The 17,700-nt window shown below is 70.9% G+C and carries 18 protein-coding genes and 1 pseudogene; 13 read left to right on the plus strand and 6 right to left on the minus strand.

Annotated features, from left to right (window positions below):
- Positions 1-58: 58 nt before the first annotated feature.
- The 7 genes from def (SALMUC_RS00700) to SALMUC_RS00730 all read left to right on the plus strand — a co-directional run bounded on the left by def (SALMUC_RS00700) (position 59) and on the right by SALMUC_RS00730 (position 4,356).
- On the plus strand, positions 59-577 hold the full coding sequence (gene def / locus SALMUC_RS00700; protein ID WP_020040665.1) for a peptide deformylase: 519 nt from the start codon (positions 59-61) through the stop codon (positions 575-577).
- Complete coding sequence (locus SALMUC_RS00705; RefSeq protein ID WP_020040664.1) at positions 574-1,026, plus strand: hypothetical protein; 453 nt, start codon at positions 574-576, stop codon at positions 1,024-1,026. The genes def (SALMUC_RS00700) and SALMUC_RS00705 overlap by 4 nt, the downstream gene beginning before the upstream one ends.
- The gene (def, locus tag SALMUC_RS00710; RefSeq protein WP_020040663.1) at positions 1,026-1,523 is read left to right on the plus strand and encodes a peptide deformylase; all 498 of its coding nucleotides are present in this window, start codon (positions 1,026-1,028) and stop codon (positions 1,521-1,523) included. The genes SALMUC_RS00705 and def (SALMUC_RS00710) overlap by 1 nt, the downstream gene beginning before the upstream one ends.
- On the plus strand, positions 1,520-2,023 hold the full coding sequence (def, locus tag SALMUC_RS00715) for a peptide deformylase (RefSeq protein WP_020040662.1): 504 nt from the start codon (positions 1,520-1,522) through the stop codon (positions 2,021-2,023). The genes def (SALMUC_RS00710) and def (SALMUC_RS00715) overlap by 4 nt, the downstream gene beginning before the upstream one ends.
- Positions 2,024-2,086: 63 nt before the next feature.
- On the plus strand, positions 2,087-3,001 hold the full coding sequence (gene fmt / locus SALMUC_RS00720) for a methionyl-tRNA formyltransferase (RefSeq protein ID WP_020040661.1): 915 nt from the start codon (positions 2,087-2,089) through the stop codon (positions 2,999-3,001).
- Between the two features lie 29 nt (positions 3,002-3,030).
- Positions 3,031-3,267: a GlsB/YeaQ/YmgE family stress response membrane protein gene (locus tag SALMUC_RS00725; protein WP_020040660.1), complete on the plus strand. Its 237-nt coding sequence runs from the start codon at positions 3,031-3,033 to the stop codon at positions 3,265-3,267.
- 102 nt (positions 3,268-3,369) lie between these two features.
- Positions 3,370-4,356 carry a glutathione S-transferase family protein gene (locus SALMUC_RS00730; protein WP_020040659.1) on the plus strand — a complete coding sequence of 329 codons (987 nt, stop codon included), beginning with the start codon at positions 3,370-3,372 and terminating at the stop codon, positions 4,354-4,356.
- On the opposite strand, the gene SALMUC_RS00735 is transcribed toward SALMUC_RS00730, so the two are convergent.
- Complete coding sequence (locus tag SALMUC_RS00735; RefSeq protein ID WP_037371025.1) at positions 4,353-4,721, minus strand: response regulator transcription factor; 369 nt, start codon at positions 4,719-4,721, stop codon at positions 4,353-4,355. The two genes, SALMUC_RS00730 and SALMUC_RS00735, sit on opposite strands and share 4 nt — an antisense overlap.
- Before the next feature lie 195 nt (positions 4,722-4,916).
- Between SALMUC_RS00735 and SALMUC_RS00740 the strand changes: the two are divergent.
- Positions 4,917-6,093, plus strand: a pseudogene (locus SALMUC_RS00740) (lytic murein transglycosylase).
- Between the two features lie 86 nt (positions 6,094-6,179).
- Complete coding sequence (locus tag SALMUC_RS00745) at positions 6,180-6,704, plus strand: hypothetical protein (RefSeq protein WP_020040656.1); 525 nt, start codon at positions 6,180-6,182, stop codon at positions 6,702-6,704.
- A 3-nt stretch (positions 6,705-6,707) separates the two neighbouring features.
- Here the strand turns inward: SALMUC_RS00745 and ade are convergent, their stop codons facing one another.
- From ade to SALMUC_RS00760, 3 genes are all read right to left on the minus strand, one after another.
- A complete protein-coding gene (ade, locus tag SALMUC_RS00750; RefSeq protein ID WP_020040655.1) occupies positions 6,708-8,405 on the minus strand; it encodes an adenine deaminase in 1,698 nt (565 codons plus the stop codon).
- A gap of 72 nt (positions 8,406-8,477) precedes the next feature.
- Entirely contained in the window at positions 8,478-9,086 is a 609-nt protein-coding gene (locus tag SALMUC_RS00755) for an enoyl-CoA hydratase/isomerase family protein (protein WP_020040654.1), read from the minus strand.
- The gene (locus SALMUC_RS00760) at positions 9,083-9,832 is read right to left on the minus strand and encodes an SDR family oxidoreductase (protein ID WP_020040653.1); all 750 of its coding nucleotides are present in this window, start codon (positions 9,830-9,832) and stop codon (positions 9,083-9,085) included. The genes SALMUC_RS00755 and SALMUC_RS00760 overlap by 4 nt, the downstream gene beginning before the upstream one ends.
- Before the next feature lie 131 nt (positions 9,833-9,963).
- Here SALMUC_RS00760 and SALMUC_RS00765 point away from each other — a divergent pair, with 131 nt between their 5' ends.
- Entirely contained in the window at positions 9,964-11,490 is a 1,527-nt protein-coding gene (locus SALMUC_RS00765; RefSeq protein WP_020040652.1) for a DUF2125 domain-containing protein, read from the plus strand.
- Between the two features lie 43 nt (positions 11,491-11,533).
- On the opposite strand, the gene SALMUC_RS00770 is transcribed toward SALMUC_RS00765, so the two are convergent.
- Positions 11,534-12,286: an SDR family NAD(P)-dependent oxidoreductase gene (locus SALMUC_RS00770; RefSeq protein ID WP_020040651.1), complete on the minus strand. Its 753-nt coding sequence runs from the start codon at positions 12,284-12,286 to the stop codon at positions 11,534-11,536.
- A gap of 135 nt (positions 12,287-12,421) precedes the next feature.
- On the minus strand, positions 12,422-13,636 hold the full coding sequence (locus SALMUC_RS00775) for a UbiH/UbiF/VisC/COQ6 family ubiquinone biosynthesis hydroxylase (protein ID WP_020040650.1): 1,215 nt from the start codon (positions 13,634-13,636) through the stop codon (positions 12,422-12,424).
- A gap of 89 nt (positions 13,637-13,725) precedes the next feature.
- Between SALMUC_RS00775 and SALMUC_RS00780 the strand changes: the two genes are divergently transcribed.
- The 3 genes from SALMUC_RS00780 to SALMUC_RS30840 all read left to right on the plus strand — a co-directional run.
- Positions 13,726-15,054, plus strand: coding sequence for an amidase (locus SALMUC_RS00780; RefSeq protein ID WP_020040649.1), 1,329 nt, complete (start codon positions 13,726-13,728; stop codon positions 15,052-15,054).
- A gap of 204 nt (positions 15,055-15,258) precedes the next feature.
- The gene (locus SALMUC_RS00785; protein WP_020040648.1) at positions 15,259-16,440 is read left to right on the plus strand and encodes an aminotransferase class I/II-fold pyridoxal phosphate-dependent enzyme; all 1,182 of its coding nucleotides are present in this window, start codon (positions 15,259-15,261) and stop codon (positions 16,438-16,440) included.
- A gap of 19 nt (positions 16,441-16,459) precedes the next feature.
- On the plus strand, positions 16,460-17,700 hold a 1,241-nt coding region (locus tag SALMUC_RS30840; RefSeq protein ID WP_037370928.1), incomplete at its 3' end, for a DNA translocase FtsK 4TM domain-containing protein.

Consider the following 17,700-nt stretch of genomic DNA (forward strand, 5'->3'; position numbering starts at 1 on the left):
CCGAGTGCAAGCCCCCGGCGCCTTGCGCGGGGGCGCCGCTTTGCCTAGATGATGCCTCATGAAGCGCCCCATCCTCATCCACCCCGATCCGCGGCTGAAAAAGGTCTGCGCGCCGGTCGACGACATGTCGGACGAGCTGCGCACGCTGGCCGACGACATGCTCGAAACCATGTACGAGGCGCCCGGCATCGGGCTGGCGGCGCCGCAGGTGGGCGTCCTGTCGCGGCTGATCACGCTGGACTGCGTCAAGGAGGAAGGCGCCGAGCCGCGCCCGCTGGTGATGTTCAATCCCCGCGTGATCTCGAGCTCGGACACCCGCAGCACCTACGAGGAAGGGTGCCTGTCGATCCCCGACCAGTACGCCGAGGTCGAGCGGCCCGCCGAGGTCGAGGTCGAGTGGATGGACCGCGACGGCAACGCCCAGCGCGAGACCTTCGACGGGCTCTGGGCGACCTGCGTGCAGCACGAGATCGACCACCTCGATGGCAAGCTCTTCATCGACTACCTCAAGCCGCTGAAACGGCAGATGATCACCCGCAAGATGGTCAAGCTGAAACGCGAACGGGCCCGGGCGTGAGCCCGGCCCCGGCCGCATACGCGCCGCGGGCGCTGCGCCGCCTCGATTCCTGGGCGATCGGGCCGCTTCGGGTGAAGGTCTACCACATCGGCGCCGGTGCGCCCTCGGACGCGCTGCTGGCTTCGGCGCGGGACGAGGCCGCGCGCATGGAGGCCGAGGCCCGCGACGAGGGCGGCGCGCAGGGCACGGGCTTCGTGGTGATCCACGAGGGCGAGGTCGGAACCTGGCTGCTGATGGACTGGTGGGCGCATGGCGACATCCTGTGCCAGCGCCTGAGCCTCGGGGATGCCGATGGCTTCGCGGCGCAGGACGCGCGGCCGCTCAATGCCTGCGTCTGGGAGCTGCCGGTGCTCATGCACGAGCGCGACGCATGGGTGCGGCACATGATGGGTGGCGCACCGGACCCCGAGGCCTACCTCGCGGATCACCTGGACAAGGAGGCCGTCTGATGGCGCAGCGAGAGATCCGGCTCTGGCCCGATGCCTGTCTCAAGGAGCCCTGCGCGCCCGTCGTCGATGTGGCCGAGGTCGAGGCGCTGGTGGGCGATCTCTTCGAGACCATGTATGCGGCGCCGGGGCGGGGCCTCGCCGCGCCGCAGGTCGGCGTGCTGGCGCGGGTCTTCGTGATGGATGCGGGCTGGAAGGACGGCGACATGGCGCCGCTCGCGCTCATCAACCCGCGCATCCTGTCGGTTTCGGACGCGCGCATGACGGGCGACGAGGGGTGCCTCTCGATCCCCGGCGTGACGGCCCAAGTGACGCGAGCGGCCGAGGTGACCATGGCCTTCACCGACCTCACCGGCGCGGCCTGCGAGCGCCGCTTCGAGGGCGCCGAGGCGGTTGTGGCGCAGCACGAGTACGACCATCTCGACGGTCTGGTGCATTTCGACCGGCTGTCGCCCGAGGTGGCGCAGGACCTGCTGGCCCGCTACGAGGGCCTGAGATGACCGTGCGCCGCTGCATCCCGTGGCCGGACAGGCGGCTGCGCACGGCCGCCGCTCCCGTGGAGGCGGTGAGCGACGAGATCCGCGCGCTCTGGGACGACATGATCGACACCATGGAGGCCATGCCGGGCGTGGGTCTCGCGGCGCCGCAGATCGGCGAGATGCTGCGGCTGGCGGTGGTCGATGCCTCGGACGAGCGCGGGCAGGCGGTGCGCATGGCCAACCCCGAGATCCTGCACGCCTCGGTCCAGCTGCGCCCGCACGAGGAGGCAAGCCCGAACCTGCCCGGCGTCTCTGCGCGGATCGAGCGGCCGCGTGCGGTGACGGTGCGCTTCCTGAACGCTGCAGGTGAGGTCGAGGAGCGCGATTTCGTCGGGCTCTGGGCGACCTCGGTGCAACACCAGGTGGATCACCTGGCCGGGCGGATGTACTTCGACCGCCTGAGCAAGGTGAAGCGCGACATGCTGCTGCGCCGGGCGCGGAAGGCGGGCGCGCCGTCCTGACCCTGTGCCGGTCCGCCGGCCGCTTGTGCGTATTTGGAACAAGAAGAAGATGCGGGAGACGTGATGCGCGTGATCTTCATGGGAACGCCCGATTTCTCGGTCCCGGTGCTGGAGGCGCTGGTGGCGGCCGGCCACGAGATCGCGGCGGTCTATTGCCAGCCGCCGCGGCCCGCCGGACGCGGCAAGAAGGACCGGCCGACGCCGGTACAGGCCCGGGCCGAGGCGCTGGGGCTGGAGGTGCGGCACCCGGTGAGCCTCAAGGGGGCCGAGGCGCAGGCGGAGTTCGCGGCGCTGGACGCCGACGTGGCGGTGGTCGTGGCCTACGGGCTGATCCTGCCGCAGGCGGTGCTGGACGCGCCGGCGCGGGGGTGTCTGAACATCCATGCCTCGCTGTTGCCGCGCTGGCGCGGGGCGGCGCCGATCCAGCGCGCGGTCATGGCCGGGGATGCCGAGACCGGCGTCTGCATCATGCAGATGGAGGCGGGGCTCGACACCGGGCCGGTGCTGCTGCGCGAGGCGACCCCCATCGGCGCCGAGGAGACCACCGGAGAGGTGCACGACCGGTTGAGCGCCCTGGGCGCGCGGCTGATCGTCGAGGCGCTGGGCCGGCTGGACGCGCTGGCGCCCGAGCCGCAGCCGGAGGCGGGCGTGACCTATGCCACCAAGATCGACAAGGCGGAGGCGCGGGTGGATTGGACGCGCCCCGCCGAGGAGGTCTCGCGCCTCGTGCGGGGGCTGGCGCCCTTTCCCGGGGCCTGGACCACGGTGGGCGACCAGCGCGTCAAGCTGCTGGGCGCGCGGGTGGTGCCCGGGGAGGGTGCGCCGGGCGAGGTGCTGGACGAGGCCTTCGCCGTGGCCTGCGGACGCGGCGCGGTGCAGGTGACGAAGGCGCAGCGCGCGGGCAAGGGGGCGCAGGACGCGCGGACTTTCCTGCTGGGCATGGCGCTGCCGCGCGGCACGCGGCTGGGCGAGGCGTGACGGGCATGTTCTGTCGGGGAGGGCGTTAGATGTCGGTGGTCTGGCTCATCATCGTGGGGGCGGCGGCCGGGTTCCTGGCAACGCGGGTCATGAACGTGCGCACCGGCGTACTGGAGACCGTGGCGATCGGCATGGCCGGTGCGCTGATCGGCGGGCTGGTGCTGCGGTTCCTCATCGCGGTCACCGGCGCGCTGGCGGGGCTCGTCGGCGCCGTGCTGGGCGCGATGCTGGTGATCTGGCTCTGGCAGACCTACTTCCGCCGCTGACGCGCCCTGTGCGTCCATGCGGGAGGTGCTGCGCGCGGGTCGCGGATTGGCGCGGGCCGCCCCGGGGCTAGGTTTCCTGTCAGCAGAGGAAGGAGATGGATCATGGGCCTGCTCGTGGACGGCGTCTGGCACGACCAGTGGAACTACAACGACGACAGCGGCAAATTCGTGCGCTCGGACACGGCGTTCCGGAACTGGATCACCGCGGACGGCAGCGCCGGACCCTCCGGCGAGGGCGGTTTCGCGGCGGAGCCCGACCGCTACCACCTCTACGTCGCGCTGGCCTGCCCCTGGGCGCATCGCGCGCTGATCTTTCGCAAGCTCAAGGGGCTCGAGGAGGTGTTGCCGGTGAGCGTGGTGCACCCTGACATGCTTTCGGACGGCTGGACCTTCGATCTCGATTTCCCTGGCGCGACCGGCGACCGGCTGCATGGGTTGCGCTTCCTGCGCGAGCTCTACCTGCGGGCCGATCCCGGCATCTCGGGGCGGGTGACGGTACCGGTGCTCTGGGATCGAAAGCGCGAGACCATCGTGTCGAACGAGAGCGCCGAGATCATCCGCATGTTGAACTCGGCCTTCGACGGGATCACCGGCAACACCGACGACTACTGGCCCGCGCACCTGCGCGACGAGATCGAGCCGGTGAACGCGCGGATCTACGACACGGTGAACAACGGGGTCTACAAGTCGGGTTTCGCCACCTCGCAGGAGGCCTACGACGCCGCCGTGGGGCCGCTTTTCGAGACGCTGGACTGGATCGAGGAGCGGCTGTCGACGCGTCGCTACCTGATGGGCGACCGGATCACCGAGGCGGACTGGCGGCTCTTCACCACGCTGATCCGGTTCGACACGGTCTACCACGGGCACTTCAAGTGCAACCGCAACCGGATCATCGATTTCCCGAACCTCTGGGGCTACACCCGCGAGCTCTACCAGTGGCCGGGGGTGGCCGAGACGGTGAACCTCGAGCATATCGCGCGGCACTATCACTACAGCCACGACATGGTGAATCCCTACCGGATCATCCCCGTCGGGCCTGCGCTGGATCTGGACGCGCCGCACGGGCGCGAGCGGCTGCGCGCGGCCTAGCCCTGCGTGGCCTGGCCGTAGTGCTCGACCATCGCGGCGAGATCCGCGGGCGGCGTGGCGCTGGGCAGGAAGGCGCAGGCATTGGCGCAGTGGTTGAAGATCGACCCGTCGGAGAAGAACGAGGTGTTCGTCACCACGATCACCTGGCAGCCGGGCTGGCGGTAGCTCGCGAAATCGGCGATCGCCAGCGGGCTGCCCTCTGGCAGGACGAGATCGAGGACGATGATCCGGAAGGGCACCTCGTGCAGCAGGTCGGTGGCGGTCTGCTGATCGCAGGCCAGCCAGACCCGTGCGCCCATCCGTTCGAGGTGGCGGCGCCACAGAGCGGCAAGCTCGCGGCGGCTTTCGACGATGAGGACGTTCATCGGCGCCTGGTCCAAGCGTCTACTCCTCGGGTCTGCGCGGTGGCACTGAAGACGTTTTCGACCGGTATTCTAAATGAATTGTTAATTTCCGCGTAAGAAATGTGAACAAATCGGAAACGTCGGCGGAGCTCCGCTGCTTGCGCCCGTTTCGCGGGCTGATAGGGTTCGCGCGATCGACTTTGCCACGAGGTTGCCATGCGCGTCCGCCCCTTCCTTCTTTCGCTGTGCCTTGCCGGCGCCGCCCAGGCGCAGGAGGTTCCCTGCGGGGGCGACTTCGGCGCCTTCGTCGCCGATCTGCGCGCCGAGGCGGTGGATCGCGGGCACGACCCGGCGGTCGCGGAGACCTTCTTTGACGGGATCCGGCAGGACGGCAAGGTGCTGCAGCGCGACCGGGGGCAGGGCTTCTTCCAGACGCCCTTCATCGAGTTCTCGCGCAAGCTCATCAGCCAGTACCGGCTGGACAGGGGCCGCGAGATGTCCGAGCGCTACGACGAGGTCTTCGACCGGATCGAGCGCGACTACGGCATCGCGCGGGGCGTGCTGCTGGCCTTCTGGGCCTTCGAGACCGACTACGGCGCCATCCAGGGCGATTTCAACACCGCCAACGCGCTGGTGACGCTCGCGCACGACTGCCGCCGGCCCGAGATCTTCCGGCCGCAGGTCTTCGCCGCGGTCGAGCTCTACTCGCGCGGGGATTTCGACCCGGACAGCACCACAGGCGCCTGGGCGGGCGAGATCGGCATGGTGCAGATGCTGCCCGAGGACATCCTCGAGAACGGCGTGGACGGCGACGGCGACGGGCATGTGTCGCTCAAGACCTCGGCGCCGGATGCGCTGATGTCGGGGGCTTCGGATGCTGAGCGACCTCGGCTGGCGGCCGGGAGAGCCCTGGCTGCAGGAGGTGCGGCTGCCCGAGGGCCTCGACCTGTCGCTGACGGGGCTGGAGACGACGCGGACGGTGGCCGAGTGGGAACAGCTGGGCGTCGAGGCACGCGAGGGACGGCTCGACGACGCGCGGCTGCCGGCCTCGGTGCTGCTGCCGCAGGGCGCGGGCGGGCCGGCCTTCATGGCCTATCCGAATTTTCGCGTCTACTTCGAGTGGAACAAGAGCTTCGTCTACGTGATGACGGCGGCCTATTTCGCCACGCGGCTCGAGGGGGCGCCGGTCTACGACGCGGGCGATCCGGCGCAGGGGCTGTCGGGTGCGCAGATGAAAGAGCTGCAGCGCAGGCTTGCGGCGCGCGGGCACGACGTGGGCGGCATCGACGGCATCCTCGGCGCAGGCACCCGCGCGGCGGTGCGCGCGGTGCAGGCCGAGCTGGGCCTGCCGGTCGACGGCTGGCCGACGCCGCGTCTGCTGAACATGCTCTGAGGGGCGGCAAGACGTCTTCGACGAGAGCTTTTCCGAATTCCTTTAACGGAATTTGTCCGGCGCTGCCGTCGGGTTAACTTCCGGTCATGACCGTGACGCCCAGATCCGCCGCCGACATCGCACCCGTCACCCGCCAGTTCGCGGCCGGTGGCGGGATGCCGAACAATCCCGCGCTGCCCGTGGTGATCTACCGCGGGGCGCTGCCCGGGGCCGCACCCGACGAGGTCTGCGCGCTGATGGAGGGCAACGGCTGGGGCGGCACCTGGGTCTGGTCGGTCTTCGAATATCACCACTACCACCCGGACGCGCATGAGGCGCTGGTGGCGGCCTCGGGCGCGGCGCGCCTCATGCTGGGCGGACCCGAGGGAGTGAGCTTCGAGATCAGCGCCGGCGACGCGCTGATTCTGCCTGCGGGCACCGGCCACTGCCGCCTTTCGCAGAGCGAGGATTTCCGCATCTGCGGCGCCTACCCGCCGGGGCAGGAGGACTACGCGACCCGCCGCGCGGGGCCGGAAGCCGAGGCGGACGCGGCACAGATCGCGCAGGTGCCGCTGCCGGAGACCGATCCGATCTATGGGCGGCAGGGGCCGCTGATGGCTCTCTGGGGCTGAGCCCTAGCCCGGAATGATCTCGAAGCGGGTCACGTCGACCATCCCGCGGTCGGTGATCTTCAGCGCCGGGATCACCGGCAGCGCGAGGAAGGCGAGCTGCAGGAAGGGCTCCTCGAGGGTCACGCCAAGGTCGCGCGCCGCCGCGCGCAGATCGACCAGCCGGTCGCGGACCGCCTCGAAGGGATCGAGGCTCATCAGTCCGGCCACCGGCAGCGCCAGCTCGGCACGGATCTCGCCACCCTGCACCACGACGAAGCCGCCTTCGAGCTCGGTCAGCCGGTTCGCGGCGAGTGCCATGTCGGCGTAGTCGACGCCCACGCAGGCGATGTTGTGGTGATCGTGGCAGACGGTCGAGGCAATGGCGCCCGCCCGCAGGCCGAAGCCGCGCACGAAGCCGGTGGCGATGTTGCCGTTGCGCCCGTGGCGCTCGACCACCGCGATGCGCACGAGGTCGCGCGCCGGGTCGGCGCGCTTGTCGCCGTCGGTAATGTCGATCTCCTCGTGCAGGTGATCGGTGAGGATCTGGCCCTCGCGGATGCCGATGACGTCGGTCTCGGTGCGGTTGCCCGTGGTGCGGAAACTTTCCGGCGTGACGTGCGGCGCCTTGACCGAGGCGCGGCCCACCGGCGCCACCGTGCCGCGCGCGGCGAAGGCGGCGTCGTCCACCGGCGCGCCGCCCGCCAGCACCATCTGCGCGCGGCAGCCCTCGAGCGTGTCCAGTGCCACGATGTCGGCGCGGTAGCCCGGTGCGATCAGGCCGCGGTCCTTCAGCCCGAAGGCCTCGGCCGCCGAGAGCGAGGCCGCCCGGTAGGCCGCGAGGGGCGGCGTGCCCAGCTCGATCAGCCGGCGGATCATGTAGTCGAGATGCCCGTGCTCGCCGATGTCGAGCGGGTTTCGGTCGTCGGTGCACAGGCACATGTAGGGCGCGGTGCGCTCGCTCAGCAGCGGCTGCAGCGCGTCGAGATCCTTGGAGACAGAGCCCTCACGGATCAGCACGCGCATGCCCTTGCGCAGCTTCTCGCGGGCCTCCTCGGCGCTGGTCGCCTCGTGCTCGGTGCGGATGCCGGCGGCGATGTAGGCGTTGAGGTCGCGGCCCAGAAGCAGCGGGCAGTGACCGTCGACATGGCCGCCCGCGAAGAGGCGCAGCTTCTTCATCGCCTCGGGGTCGCGGTGGATCACGCCGGGGTAGTTCATGAACTCGGCCAGCCCGATGCCCGAGGGATGCCCCATCAGCGGCGCGAGGTCCTCGGCCAGCAGCTCGGCGCCGGCGGTTTCCATGTGGGTCGAGGGCACGCAGGACGACAGCTGCACGCGGATGTCCATCAGCGTGTGCTCGCTTGCCTCCTGGAAGTAGCGGATGCCGGGGGCGCCGATCACGTTGGCGATCTCGTGCGGGTCGCAGATCGCGGTGGTGACCCCGCGCGGGGTCACGCAGCGGTCGAACTCGAAGGGCGTGACCAGCGAGCTTTCGATGTGCAGGTGCGTGTCGATGAAGCCGGGGACGAGGATCAGGCCGGTGACGTCGATCACCTCCGTGCCCTCGTAGCTGTCGAGGGTGCCGACGATCGTGTCGCCGCAGATCGCCACGTCGCCCTCGAGCAGCTCGCCGGTCATCAGGTCGAAGACGTGGCCGCCGCGCAGGACCTTGTCGGCCGGCGCGTCCCCGCGCCCCTGCGCGATGCGTGTCTCGAGATCGGCCATGTCTGCTCTCCCTGCGGTTTTCGCGAATCTGGCACAGCCCCGCGGTAAGCGCGAGAGGGCAGGGCGCCGGCGCTAGCGGATCAGTGCCTTGATGGCGCCGGCGTGCTCGGGCGTGGTCGCCAGCGTGTCGGCGGCCAGGGCGCGGGCCTCGGTCATCAGCGCCTCGGGCGCGACGATGCGGTCGATCAGGCCCCAGGTCAGCGCCTCCTCGACGGGGATCTTCTGTCCGGCCATGAGGATCATCTTGGCCCGCGCCGGTCCCACCAGCGCTGCGAGGCGCGCCGGGTCGGAGGGCTGCGGCAGGAAGCCCAGCTTCATCACCGGGTAGAAGACCTTGGCCCCCGGCACCGCGATGCGCAGGTCGCAGGCCAGCGCCATGCCCATGGCGCCACCCGCGAGCGTGCCGTTGAGCGCGCAGATCGTGAGTCCCGGCAGCCGCGCGATGGCGCCCGAGAGCCGCTCCCAGAGCGGCGAGGTGGCCATCCCGGCGCGCGCCGCCTCGAGATCGGCCCCGGCGGAAAACACCTTGCCCACGCCGGTCAGCACCAGCGCCTGGGCGTCGCGGGCGGCCTCGGCGATCTCGCACAGACCCTCGAGCATCTCGGGCGTCAGCGAGTTGGCCTTGTCCGGGCGGTCGATCACCGCGATCCAGTAGCCGCCATCCTTTTCCAGCGAGATCATGTCAGGCCCACGCGGCTGCGGATGCTCTCGTCGCGCAGCGAGATCTCGTCGCCGAGCCAGTCGTCGGCCTGCGGGCCGCACATCCAGAGCAGCGTCTGCGCCACCCATTCGGGCGGGATGTGGTCGGACCAGTCGAGCTGGCTGACCGGGTTGATGCCGCTGGCCTTGATCTCGCGCTGCATCTGCGTGGCCACGGTGCCGGGCGAGAGCGAGAGCGCGCGGATGCCGCTCTCGCGCGCCTCCTTGTCGGCCATGCGGGTCAGCATGAGCGCCCCGGCCTTCGAGGCGCAGTAGTGCGACCAGCCCTCGACCGGGCCGTGCGCCGCGCCCGAGCCGATGGTCAGGATCGTGCCGCCGCCCTGCGACATCATCACCGGCATGGCCGCGCGCATGCCGTGAAAGACGCCCTTGAGGTTGATGTCGATGACCGAGCCCCAGGCCTCGGGGTCGGCCTCGGAGAGGTGCGAGATGGGCTCGATCACGCCGGCGTTGTTCACCAGGATGTCCAGCCGGCCGAAGGCGCGCAGCGTGTTCTGCACCGCCTGCTCGACCTCCCAGTAGCGCGAGATCTCGCAGGGGATGGCGACCGCGTCGGCGCCGATCTCGCCCGCGAGTTCGGCGATGGCGTCCCGGCTGCGGGCGACCAGCGCGACCTTCGCGCCCGCAGCGGCAAAGCTCCGCGCCGCGGCCGCCCCGATGCCGCGGCTGGCCCCGGTGATGAGCGCGGTTTTTCCAGTCAAATCCATGGGATGCCTCACGGTTTTGCGATTCCCCCAATTGGTAAAGGCTGGAATACCCCCGGTCCAGCCTATTGACCCTCGCGGCCCCGGGGAACGAAGCTGTCTGCGACGATTGGGCACTGCCAAGAGAGGCCATCATGCAGATCAGAACCACAGCCGCGTGCGGCGGCCTCGCGGCCGCGATGCTGGCCGGCCCGGCGCTGGCCGATGTCACCCCGGACCAGGTCTGGAGCGACCTGCGCGGCTACCTCGAAAGCTCGGGCTACACGGTCGCGGCCACCGAGACGACGGAGGGCGACACGCTGACCGTCTCGGACGTCACCCTGACCGTGCCGATGGACGAGGAGGGGGACGAACTGACGGTCACGATGGATCGCATCGCCTTCACCGATGCGGGCGACGGCACCGTGGACGTCGACTTTCCGGCCACCATGCCGATCACCATCACCGCGGAGGACGAGGACGGCGAGCCGGTCGAGGCGCAGATCGACTACACCCAGGAGGGGCTCGAGATGCTGGTCTCGGGCGACCCGGGCGCGCTGACCTATGCCTACAGCGCAGAGACGCTGCGGCTGGCGCTGAGCCGTCTCGTCGTCGAGGGCGAGGAGCTGGACCGCGAAGCGGTGCGCGCCGAGGCGCGTTTCGGCCCGGTCGAGGGCGAGACCTCGGTTACGACGGCCGAGGGCACGCGCGAGATCGCCCAGACCATGGCGCTTGGCGATTTCGTCTACGACGTGGCGGCCGCCAACCCCGAAGACGACGAGGGCTCCTTCAGCCTCAGCGGGACCATGCGCGGCGTCAGCGGCGAAAGCACCAGCACCCTGCCCGAGGAGATGCCCGAGGACCCGGCCGCGGTCCTGGCCGCGGGCCTGAGCGGAACCGGCAGCTTCTCCCACGAAGGCGGGCGCGTCGCCTTCTCCTTCGAGGACGAGGAGGACAGCGGCGGCGGCGAGATCACCTCGGAGGCCGCGTCGCTCGAGGTCGATTTCTCGGGCGACGCCATCGCCTATGCCATGTCCGGGCAGATGCTGGACTACAGCCTCTCGGGCAGCGGGCTGCCCTTCCCGGTGAATGTCTCGATGGAGACGCTCGCGCTGAACATCGCGGCGCCGCTGGCGGAATCGGACCAACCCGAGGACGTGGCGATGGGGCTGACGCTGGGCGGCTTCACCATGTCCGACATGATCTGGAACATCTTCGATCCGGGGCAGGTCCTGCCGCGCGATCCCGCGACCGTGGCGATGGACATGACCGGGACGGTGACGCCGCAGGTGAACCTCTACGACCCCGCCGACATGGCGCAGCTCGAGACCGGCGAGGTGGTGCCGGCGGAGCTGAACGCGCTCACGCTGAACAGCCTGACCATCGACGCGGCGGGCCTTCAGGTGGCGGGGGAGGGGGCCTTCACCTTCGACAATTCCGACACCGAGACCTTCGACGGCATGCCGCGCCCCGACGGCGAGGTGACGGTGCGCGTCACCGGCGCGAATGCACTGATCGACCGGCTGATCCAGATGGGCCTTCTGACCGAGCGGGACGCCATGGGCGCCCGCATGATGCTGAGCATGTTCGGTGTGCCGGGCGACAGCCCCGACACGCTGACCTCGACCATCGAGGTCAATGAGCAGGGCCACGTTCTGGCGAACGGCCAGCGGATCCAGTGATCCGCGTCGCCCCGGCGCCCCTGCGGGGGCCGGGGCGCGGGGGTCAGTCGCGCAGGGCCGGCAGGCCCACGCCCGTCGACTCGAAGCCGCCGTCCACCGCCAGCACCTGCCCGTTGACGTAGGAGCTGCGCGGCGAGGCGAGAAAGACGATGGCCTCGGCCAGTTCGCGCTCGGAGCCGTAGCGGTTCAGTGGAATGGCGTCGTGGTAGGCGTCGATGATCGCCTGGCTGTGCACGGCCATCGAGAGCTTGGTCTTGACCGGCCCCGGCGCCACGCAGTTGGCGCGCACGCCGAATTCGCCGAGCTCGGCCGCGTGCTGCTTGGTCAGGTGGGCCACGGCGGCCTTCGAGGTGCCGTAGGCGACCCGCAGCGTCGAGGCGCGCAGCCCGCTGATCGAGGCGATGTTCACGATGGCGCCCCTGGTCTCCTTGAGCGCGTCGGTGCAGGCCTGCGAGCACAGGAAGACGCCGTCGAGGTTGGTCTCCATGACGCGCCGCCAGGTGGTGAAGTCGCAGTCCTGCACGGGGCCGAACTCGGCCACGCCGGCGTTGTTGACCAGCGCGTCGATGCGGCCGGCCCAGTCCAGCGTCTCGCGGACCATGGCGCCCACGTCCTGCGGGTTCGACACGTCGCGCTCGACGCCCAGCACGCCGTCACGCTCGGCCACGACCTTGCGCAGTTCCTCGACGTCGCGGTCGACCATTGCGACGTGCCAGCCCTCCTCGCGAAACAGGTCCGTGGTGGCCAGCCCGATCCCGCGGGCCGCGCCGGTGACGATCGCGCATTTCTGAGACATCTTGCTCCTCCTCCGAATGGTATACCAGCTTTTGGCACAGGCCGGGGACAAGGGGAAGAGCTGGTATGACGAGTTCGGCGCGGGCTCCCTCCTCCTGGGAGGGGGAGGGCAGGGGAGGGGGATAAATCAGCCCGGTCAGCGCATGAGTTCGGGCAGGTCGCCGGTGATGCCTGCCGCCTCGCGGATGAAGCCGCGCCGCAGGCCGGGCGCCGCGCCGACCAGCGCCATGCCCAGGTCGCGGCCCGCGCGCAGCAGCGGGTTGTCGTTCGAGAACAGGCGGTTGAAGAGATCCGTCGCCGCCGCCAGCGTCGCCGTGTCGAAGCGCCGCCACTGCTGGTAGCGCGCCAGCACGGGCGCGGCCGCCACGTCCTCGCCGCGCCTGCGGGCATGGCTCAGCACATGCGCCAGCGCCGCCACGTCGCGCAACCCGGCGTTCAGCCCCTGGCCGGCGATGGGGTGCATCCCGTGCGCCGCGTCGCCGACAAGCGCGAGCCGCTCGGCGACGAAGCTGTTCGCCAGCGACAGGCTCAGCGGGTAGGTGAAGCGCTTGCCGGCGAGAGAGATCTCGCCCAGGAAATCCCCGAAGCGCGGGCGCAGCACCTCGAGGTAGGCGTCGTCGTCCAGCGCCTGGATGGCGCGGGCGCGGTCGTCGCGCTCGCTCCAGACGATGGAGCTGCGGTTGCCGGTCAGCGGCAGGATCGCCAGCGGACCGGGCGGCATGAAGAACTGGTGCGCGACGCCCTCGTGCGGCGCCTCGTGCGCGATGGCGCAGACCAGCGCGGTCTGGCCGTAGCCCCAGCCGGTGCGCCGGATGCCCGCGCGCGCGGCGGTGCCGCTGCGCCGCCCGTCGGCGCCCACCAGCAGCCGCGTCGTGTGGTGTGCGCCGCTCGCCAGCGTCACCGTGGCACCGGCCGCGTCCACCTCCTGCGCGACGACGGTTTCGCCGGCCAGGTGCGTGAGCAGCGGCTCGGCCCGCATGGCCTCCAGCAGGGCGAGGCGCAGGTGGCGGTCCTCGACCATCTGACCCATGGGGCCTTCCTCGATCTCGGCGGACTGGAAGTGCAGCCCGAGGAACACCCGCGCGTCGCCCACCCGGCCATCGGTGACCTTGATTTCGCGCATCGGCTGGGCGTGCTCCGAAAGGCCGTCCCAGAGCCCGAGGTTCTCGAGCAGCCGCACCGAGGACTGCGCCAGCGCGTAGCCGCGGCCGTCGAAATCCGGCGCCGACCGGGTCTCGGCGGGCAGGGCGTCGATCACCGTGGTCCGCAGCCCGGCGCGGGCGAGGGCGAGCGCCAGCGCGGGGCCGTTGAGCCCGCCGCCGACGATGAGAATGTCGCTGTCGTGGTCCATGCCGCTAGTTATGGGGCGTGGCACGGGATTGTCCATGCGCCGTGCGGCCGCTACCGTCGCGCCGAACCGGGAAATCAGGGGGCACGGGCATGGACGACTGGACGGGCAAGGGCGCGGCACAGCTGGGACGGGCGATCGGCGCGGGCAAGGTGGACCCGGTCGAGCTGACACAGGGCTTTCTCGACAAGATCGACTCGCACCCGCTGCGCGACCGGATCTATGCCCGCGTGACGCCCGAGCGCGCCCTGGCCGAGGCCGGCGCCGCCCGCGAGCGCGCCCGCGCCGGCCAGCGCCGCTCGCCGCTCGACGGCGTGCCGGTCAGCTGGAAGGACCTCTTCGACACCTCCGGCGTGGCCACCGAGGCCGGCAGCGCCCTGCTCAAGGGCCGGGTGCCCGAGGCCGACGCGCGCGTGCTGCGCACGGCCACGACCATGGGCCTCGTCTGCCTCGGCAAGACGCATATGTCGGAACTGGCCTTTTCCGGCCTCGGGCTGAACCCGGTCACGGCAACGCCGCCCTCGGTCAACGACCCCGATGCCGTCTCGGGCGGGTCGTCGTCGGGCGCGGCGGCCTCGGTCGCGAACGGGCTGGCGGCGGCAGCCGTGGGCTCGGACACCGGCGGCTCGGTGCGCATCCCCTCGGCCTGGAACGATCTCGTCGGGCTCAAGACCACCTCGGGGCGGCTCTCGCTCGAGGGCGTGGTGCCGCTCGCGGCGCGCTTCGACACGGTTGGCCCGCTCTGCCGCAACGTCGAGGACGCGGCGCTGATGCTGGGCGCGCTCGAGGGCGCCCCGGCGCCGGATCTCGAAGGGGCCTCGCTCAAGGGGCGCCGCTTCGCCGCGCTGACGACCATCGTCATGGACGACATTCGCGATGAACCCGCCAGCGCATATGCCGCCGCGCTCGAGCGGCTGCGTGCCGCCGGGGCCGAGGTGGTCGAGCTGGACGTCCCCGAGATCGCGGGGCCGATGGGCGATGCCGGCATCCTCTACACCGCCGAGGCCTGGGCGACCTGGGGCAAGGCCATCGACGCCAACCCCGACGTGATGTTCGCGCCGATCCGCGAGCGGTTTGCCGCGGGGCGCGAGGCGCTGGCCGCCGACTACATTGCCGCCGTTGCCCGGATGCACGCGGTGCAGGAGGTCTGGGCCCGCGCCACCGCCGGATTCGACGCGGTGCTCTGCCCCACGGCGCCGAACCTGCCGCCCAAGGTCGACCGGCTGATGGAGCAGGGCGACTACTATGTGACCGAGAACCTGCTGACCCTGCGCAACACGCGCGTCGGCAATCTCATGGGCCTCAGCACGGTCACGCTGCCCACCGGCATGCCCAGCTGCGGGCTCTCGCTCATGGCGCCGCCGATGGAGGAGCACCGCCTGCTGCGCCTTGCCGTTGCCACCGAGCGCGCCTTGGCCTGAGCCTGCGCGGGCGCCGCGTCCTGCGCGGTGAAAATCCAGCCATCGCGCGGTCTTGCGGCCCCCTGTCAAGATGCGGCTTTCGCGCCACAATGCCGGGCGCGTCTGCTTGCGCGCTGGACGGGGCAGGCTGGCATCCCCTATCCTGCGGCCAACGGGGCGCCAACGATCCCGTGTGCACGAGCAGTATTCGAAGGCGACCGAGCCATGTTCCCCGAGAGGTTTTCAAACCTGCCGGCCTACGCGTTCCCGCGTCTGCGGGCGCTTCTGGACGCCCACGACCCGGGCGGCCCGGTCACGCATATGTCCATCGGCGAGCCCAAGCATCCGATGCCCGACTTCGTGGCACCGATTCTCGCCGAGAGCATCGCCGACTTCGGGCGCTACCCGCCGAACGACGGCACGCCTGCCCTGCAGGAGGCCATCGCGGGATGGCTCACACGCCGCTACGGCGTGACGGTGGACCCGGGCGCGCAGGTCATGCCTCTCAACGGCACGCGCGAGGGACTCTACAACGCCGCCATGGCGCTGTGCCCCGAGACCAAGGCCGGGGCCCGACCGGTGGTGCTGATGCCGAATCCCTTCTACCAGGTCTACGCTGTCGCGGCGGCCTCGGTCGGCGCGGAGCCGGTCTTCGTCAATGCCACGGCCGAGACCGGGCACCTGCCGGATTTCGGCGCGCTGCCCGAGGACGTGCTGGCGCGCACGGCGCTGGTCTATATCTGTTCGCCGGCCAACCCGCAGGGCACCGTGGCCGACGGTGGCTACTGGCGCGATCTTCTGGCGCTGGCCGAGAAGCACGATTTCCGCATCCTCGCGGACGAGTGCTACTCGGAGATCTACCGCGGCGAGGCGCCGGTGGGCGCCTTGCAGATGGCGCAGGAGACCGGGGCCGATCCGGAGCGCGTGGTGCTGTTCAACTCGCTCTCGAAGCGGTCGAACCTGCCCGGGCTGCGCTCGGGCTTCGTGGCCGGCGGACCCGAGAGCCTGAAGCGGATCAAGCAGCTGCGCGCCTACGCGGGCGCCCCGCTGCCGCTGCCGGTGCAGCACGTGTCGGAACGCGCCTGGTCGGACGAGGCGCACGTCACGGCGAACCGCGCGCTCTATGGCGAGAAATACGGGCTGGCCGACCGGATCTTCGGCGATGTGCCGGGCTACCTGCCGCCGCGCGCGGGTTTCTTCCTGTGGCTGCCGGTCGAGGACGGCGAACGGGCGGCGCTGGAGCTCTGGACGAAGACCGGCGTGCGCGCGCTGCCGGGCGCCTACCTGTCGCGCGACACCGCGGCGGGCAACCCCGGACAGGGATTCATAAGGGTCGCGATGGTGGCCCCCTACAACGAGACGGACCAAGGACTGACCCGCGTGCGGGACTGTCTCTATGGCCGCTGACAGAAAAACGAGGCGAGCGATGGCATTTCAGGCACGGGGGCGCGATCCCCTCTTCGACAGCAACGTGCAGGCGGCGATCGAAAAGCGCAGCAAGGAACTGGTCGGACTCGCGCTTATCGTGCTGGGGCTCATGGCCGGTGCGATGATCGCCTCCTATACGCCGGACGATCCCTCGTGGCTCTCGGCCACCGATGCGCCGGTGCAGAACTGGATGGGCCGTATGGGCGCCTCGATCGCGGCGCCGCTCTTCATGATCGTGGGCTGGGGCAGCTGGGGCCTGTCGCTGGTGCTCTTCGCCTGGGGCCTGCGGCTCGCGCTGCACAAGGGCGAGGAGCGGGCCTTCTCGCGCGCCGTCTTCGCGCCGATCTGGATCGCGCTCTCGGCCGTCTACGCCGCCGGGCAGGCGGTGGGGCCGGAGTGGACGCACAGCTTCGGCCTCGGCGGGCTCTTCGGCGACATGATGCTGGGCTCGCTGCTGGGGATCATCCCGCTGGGCGCGGGGCTTGGCCTGAAGCTGGCGATGGTCCTGCTGGGGATCGGCATCCTCGCGATGGGGGCCTTCGTGCTGGGCTTCACCCGCATCGAGCTGCAGTCGATCGGGCGCTTCCTGCTGGTGGGCGTTGTCATGACCTATGCCTCGCTGCTCGGCCTCATGGGCCGCAGCGCCACCGGTGCCGTGACCGCCGCTCGGCAGATGCAGGCCCGGCAGGCCGACCGCCGCGAGCGTCGCCGCCAGGAGGCCGCCGAGGCCGCCGCCTGGGCGGCCGCGCAAGAGGCCGTGCCGCAACAGCAGCCTGCCGCTTCCTCCTCGCCCGTGGTGCGCCGCAACGCGCCGGTGCCGCCCGCGCCCGAGGAGGACGAGCCGCTTTTCGAGGAAGACGACGACACGCAGGCCTGGGCCGTTGCGCCCGCGCCCAGGAAGGGCGGGCTGCTGTCGCGGATGCCCTCGCTGATCCGCCGCGCCGAGCCCGAGCCGATGCCCGAGCCCGAGCTGCCCGAGGATATGGCCCCGGACCATGACGAGGTCGCGGCCCCGGGCGACGATCGCATCCGGGCCAAGATCGCCGACGTGGTCCGGGCGCGCCGCCGGGCCGATCCCTCGGTCGCGACGCGCCACGAGCCGGACCCGTCGAAGCCGTTGACAAAGGGCCGCGGCCACGGTCCAGCGCCGCTGATCTACCAGCCCGCGCCGGCCTCGCTGCGTCCCGAGCCGCCGGTCACCGCCGCGCAGGCGCCGGCCCAGGGCGGCCGCGTCGAGCC

The organism is Salipiger mucosus DSM 16094 (assembly GCF_000442255.1).
Classification (GTDB): domain Bacteria; phylum Pseudomonadota; class Alphaproteobacteria; order Rhodobacterales; family Rhodobacteraceae; genus Salipiger; species Salipiger mucosus.

Coding starts and splice junctions, on each gene's coding strand:
- def (WP_020040665.1), top strand. CDS start 59: ATGAAGCGCCCCATCCTCATCCACCCCGATCCGCGGCTGAAAAAGGTC.
- def (WP_020040663.1), top strand. CDS start 1,026: ATGGCGCAGCGAGAGATCCGGCTCTGGCCCGATGCCTGTCTCAAGGAG.
- def (WP_020040662.1), top strand. CDS start 1,520: ATGACCGTGCGCCGCTGCATCCCGTGGCCGGACAGGCGGCTGCGCACG.
- fmt (WP_020040661.1), top strand. CDS start 2,087: ATGCGCGTGATCTTCATGGGAACGCCCGATTTCTCGGTCCCGGTGCTG.
- SALMUC_RS00725 (WP_020040660.1), top strand. CDS start 3,031: ATGTCGGTGGTCTGGCTCATCATCGTGGGGGCGGCGGCCGGGTTCCTG.
- SALMUC_RS00730 (WP_020040659.1), top strand. CDS start 3,370: ATGGGCCTGCTCGTGGACGGCGTCTGGCACGACCAGTGGAACTACAAC.
- SALMUC_RS00735 (WP_037371025.1), bottom strand. CDS start 4,721: ATGAACGTCCTCATCGTCGAAAGCCGCCGCGAGCTTGCCGCTCTGTGG.
- SALMUC_RS00745 (WP_020040656.1), top strand. CDS start 6,180: ATGACCGTGACGCCCAGATCCGCCGCCGACATCGCACCCGTCACCCGC.
- ade (WP_020040655.1), bottom strand. CDS start 8,405: ATGGCCGATCTCGAGACACGCATCGCGCAGGGGCGCGGGGACGCGCCG.
- SALMUC_RS00755 (WP_020040654.1), bottom strand. CDS start 9,086: ATGATCTCGCTGGAAAAGGATGGCGGCTACTGGATCGCGGTGATCGAC.
- SALMUC_RS00760 (WP_020040653.1), bottom strand. CDS start 9,832: ATGGATTTGACTGGAAAAACCGCGCTCATCACCGGGGCCAGCCGCGGC.
- SALMUC_RS00765 (WP_020040652.1), top strand. CDS start 9,964: ATGCAGATCAGAACCACAGCCGCGTGCGGCGGCCTCGCGGCCGCGATG.
- SALMUC_RS00770 (WP_020040651.1), bottom strand. CDS start 12,286: ATGTCTCAGAAATGCGCGATCGTCACCGGCGCGGCCCGCGGGATCGGG.
- SALMUC_RS00775 (WP_020040650.1), bottom strand. CDS start 13,636: ATGGACCACGACAGCGACATTCTCATCGTCGGCGGCGGGCTCAACGGC.
- SALMUC_RS00780 (WP_020040649.1), top strand. CDS start 13,726: ATGGACGACTGGACGGGCAAGGGCGCGGCACAGCTGGGACGGGCGATC.
- SALMUC_RS00785 (WP_020040648.1), top strand. CDS start 15,259: ATGTTCCCCGAGAGGTTTTCAAACCTGCCGGCCTACGCGTTCCCGCGT.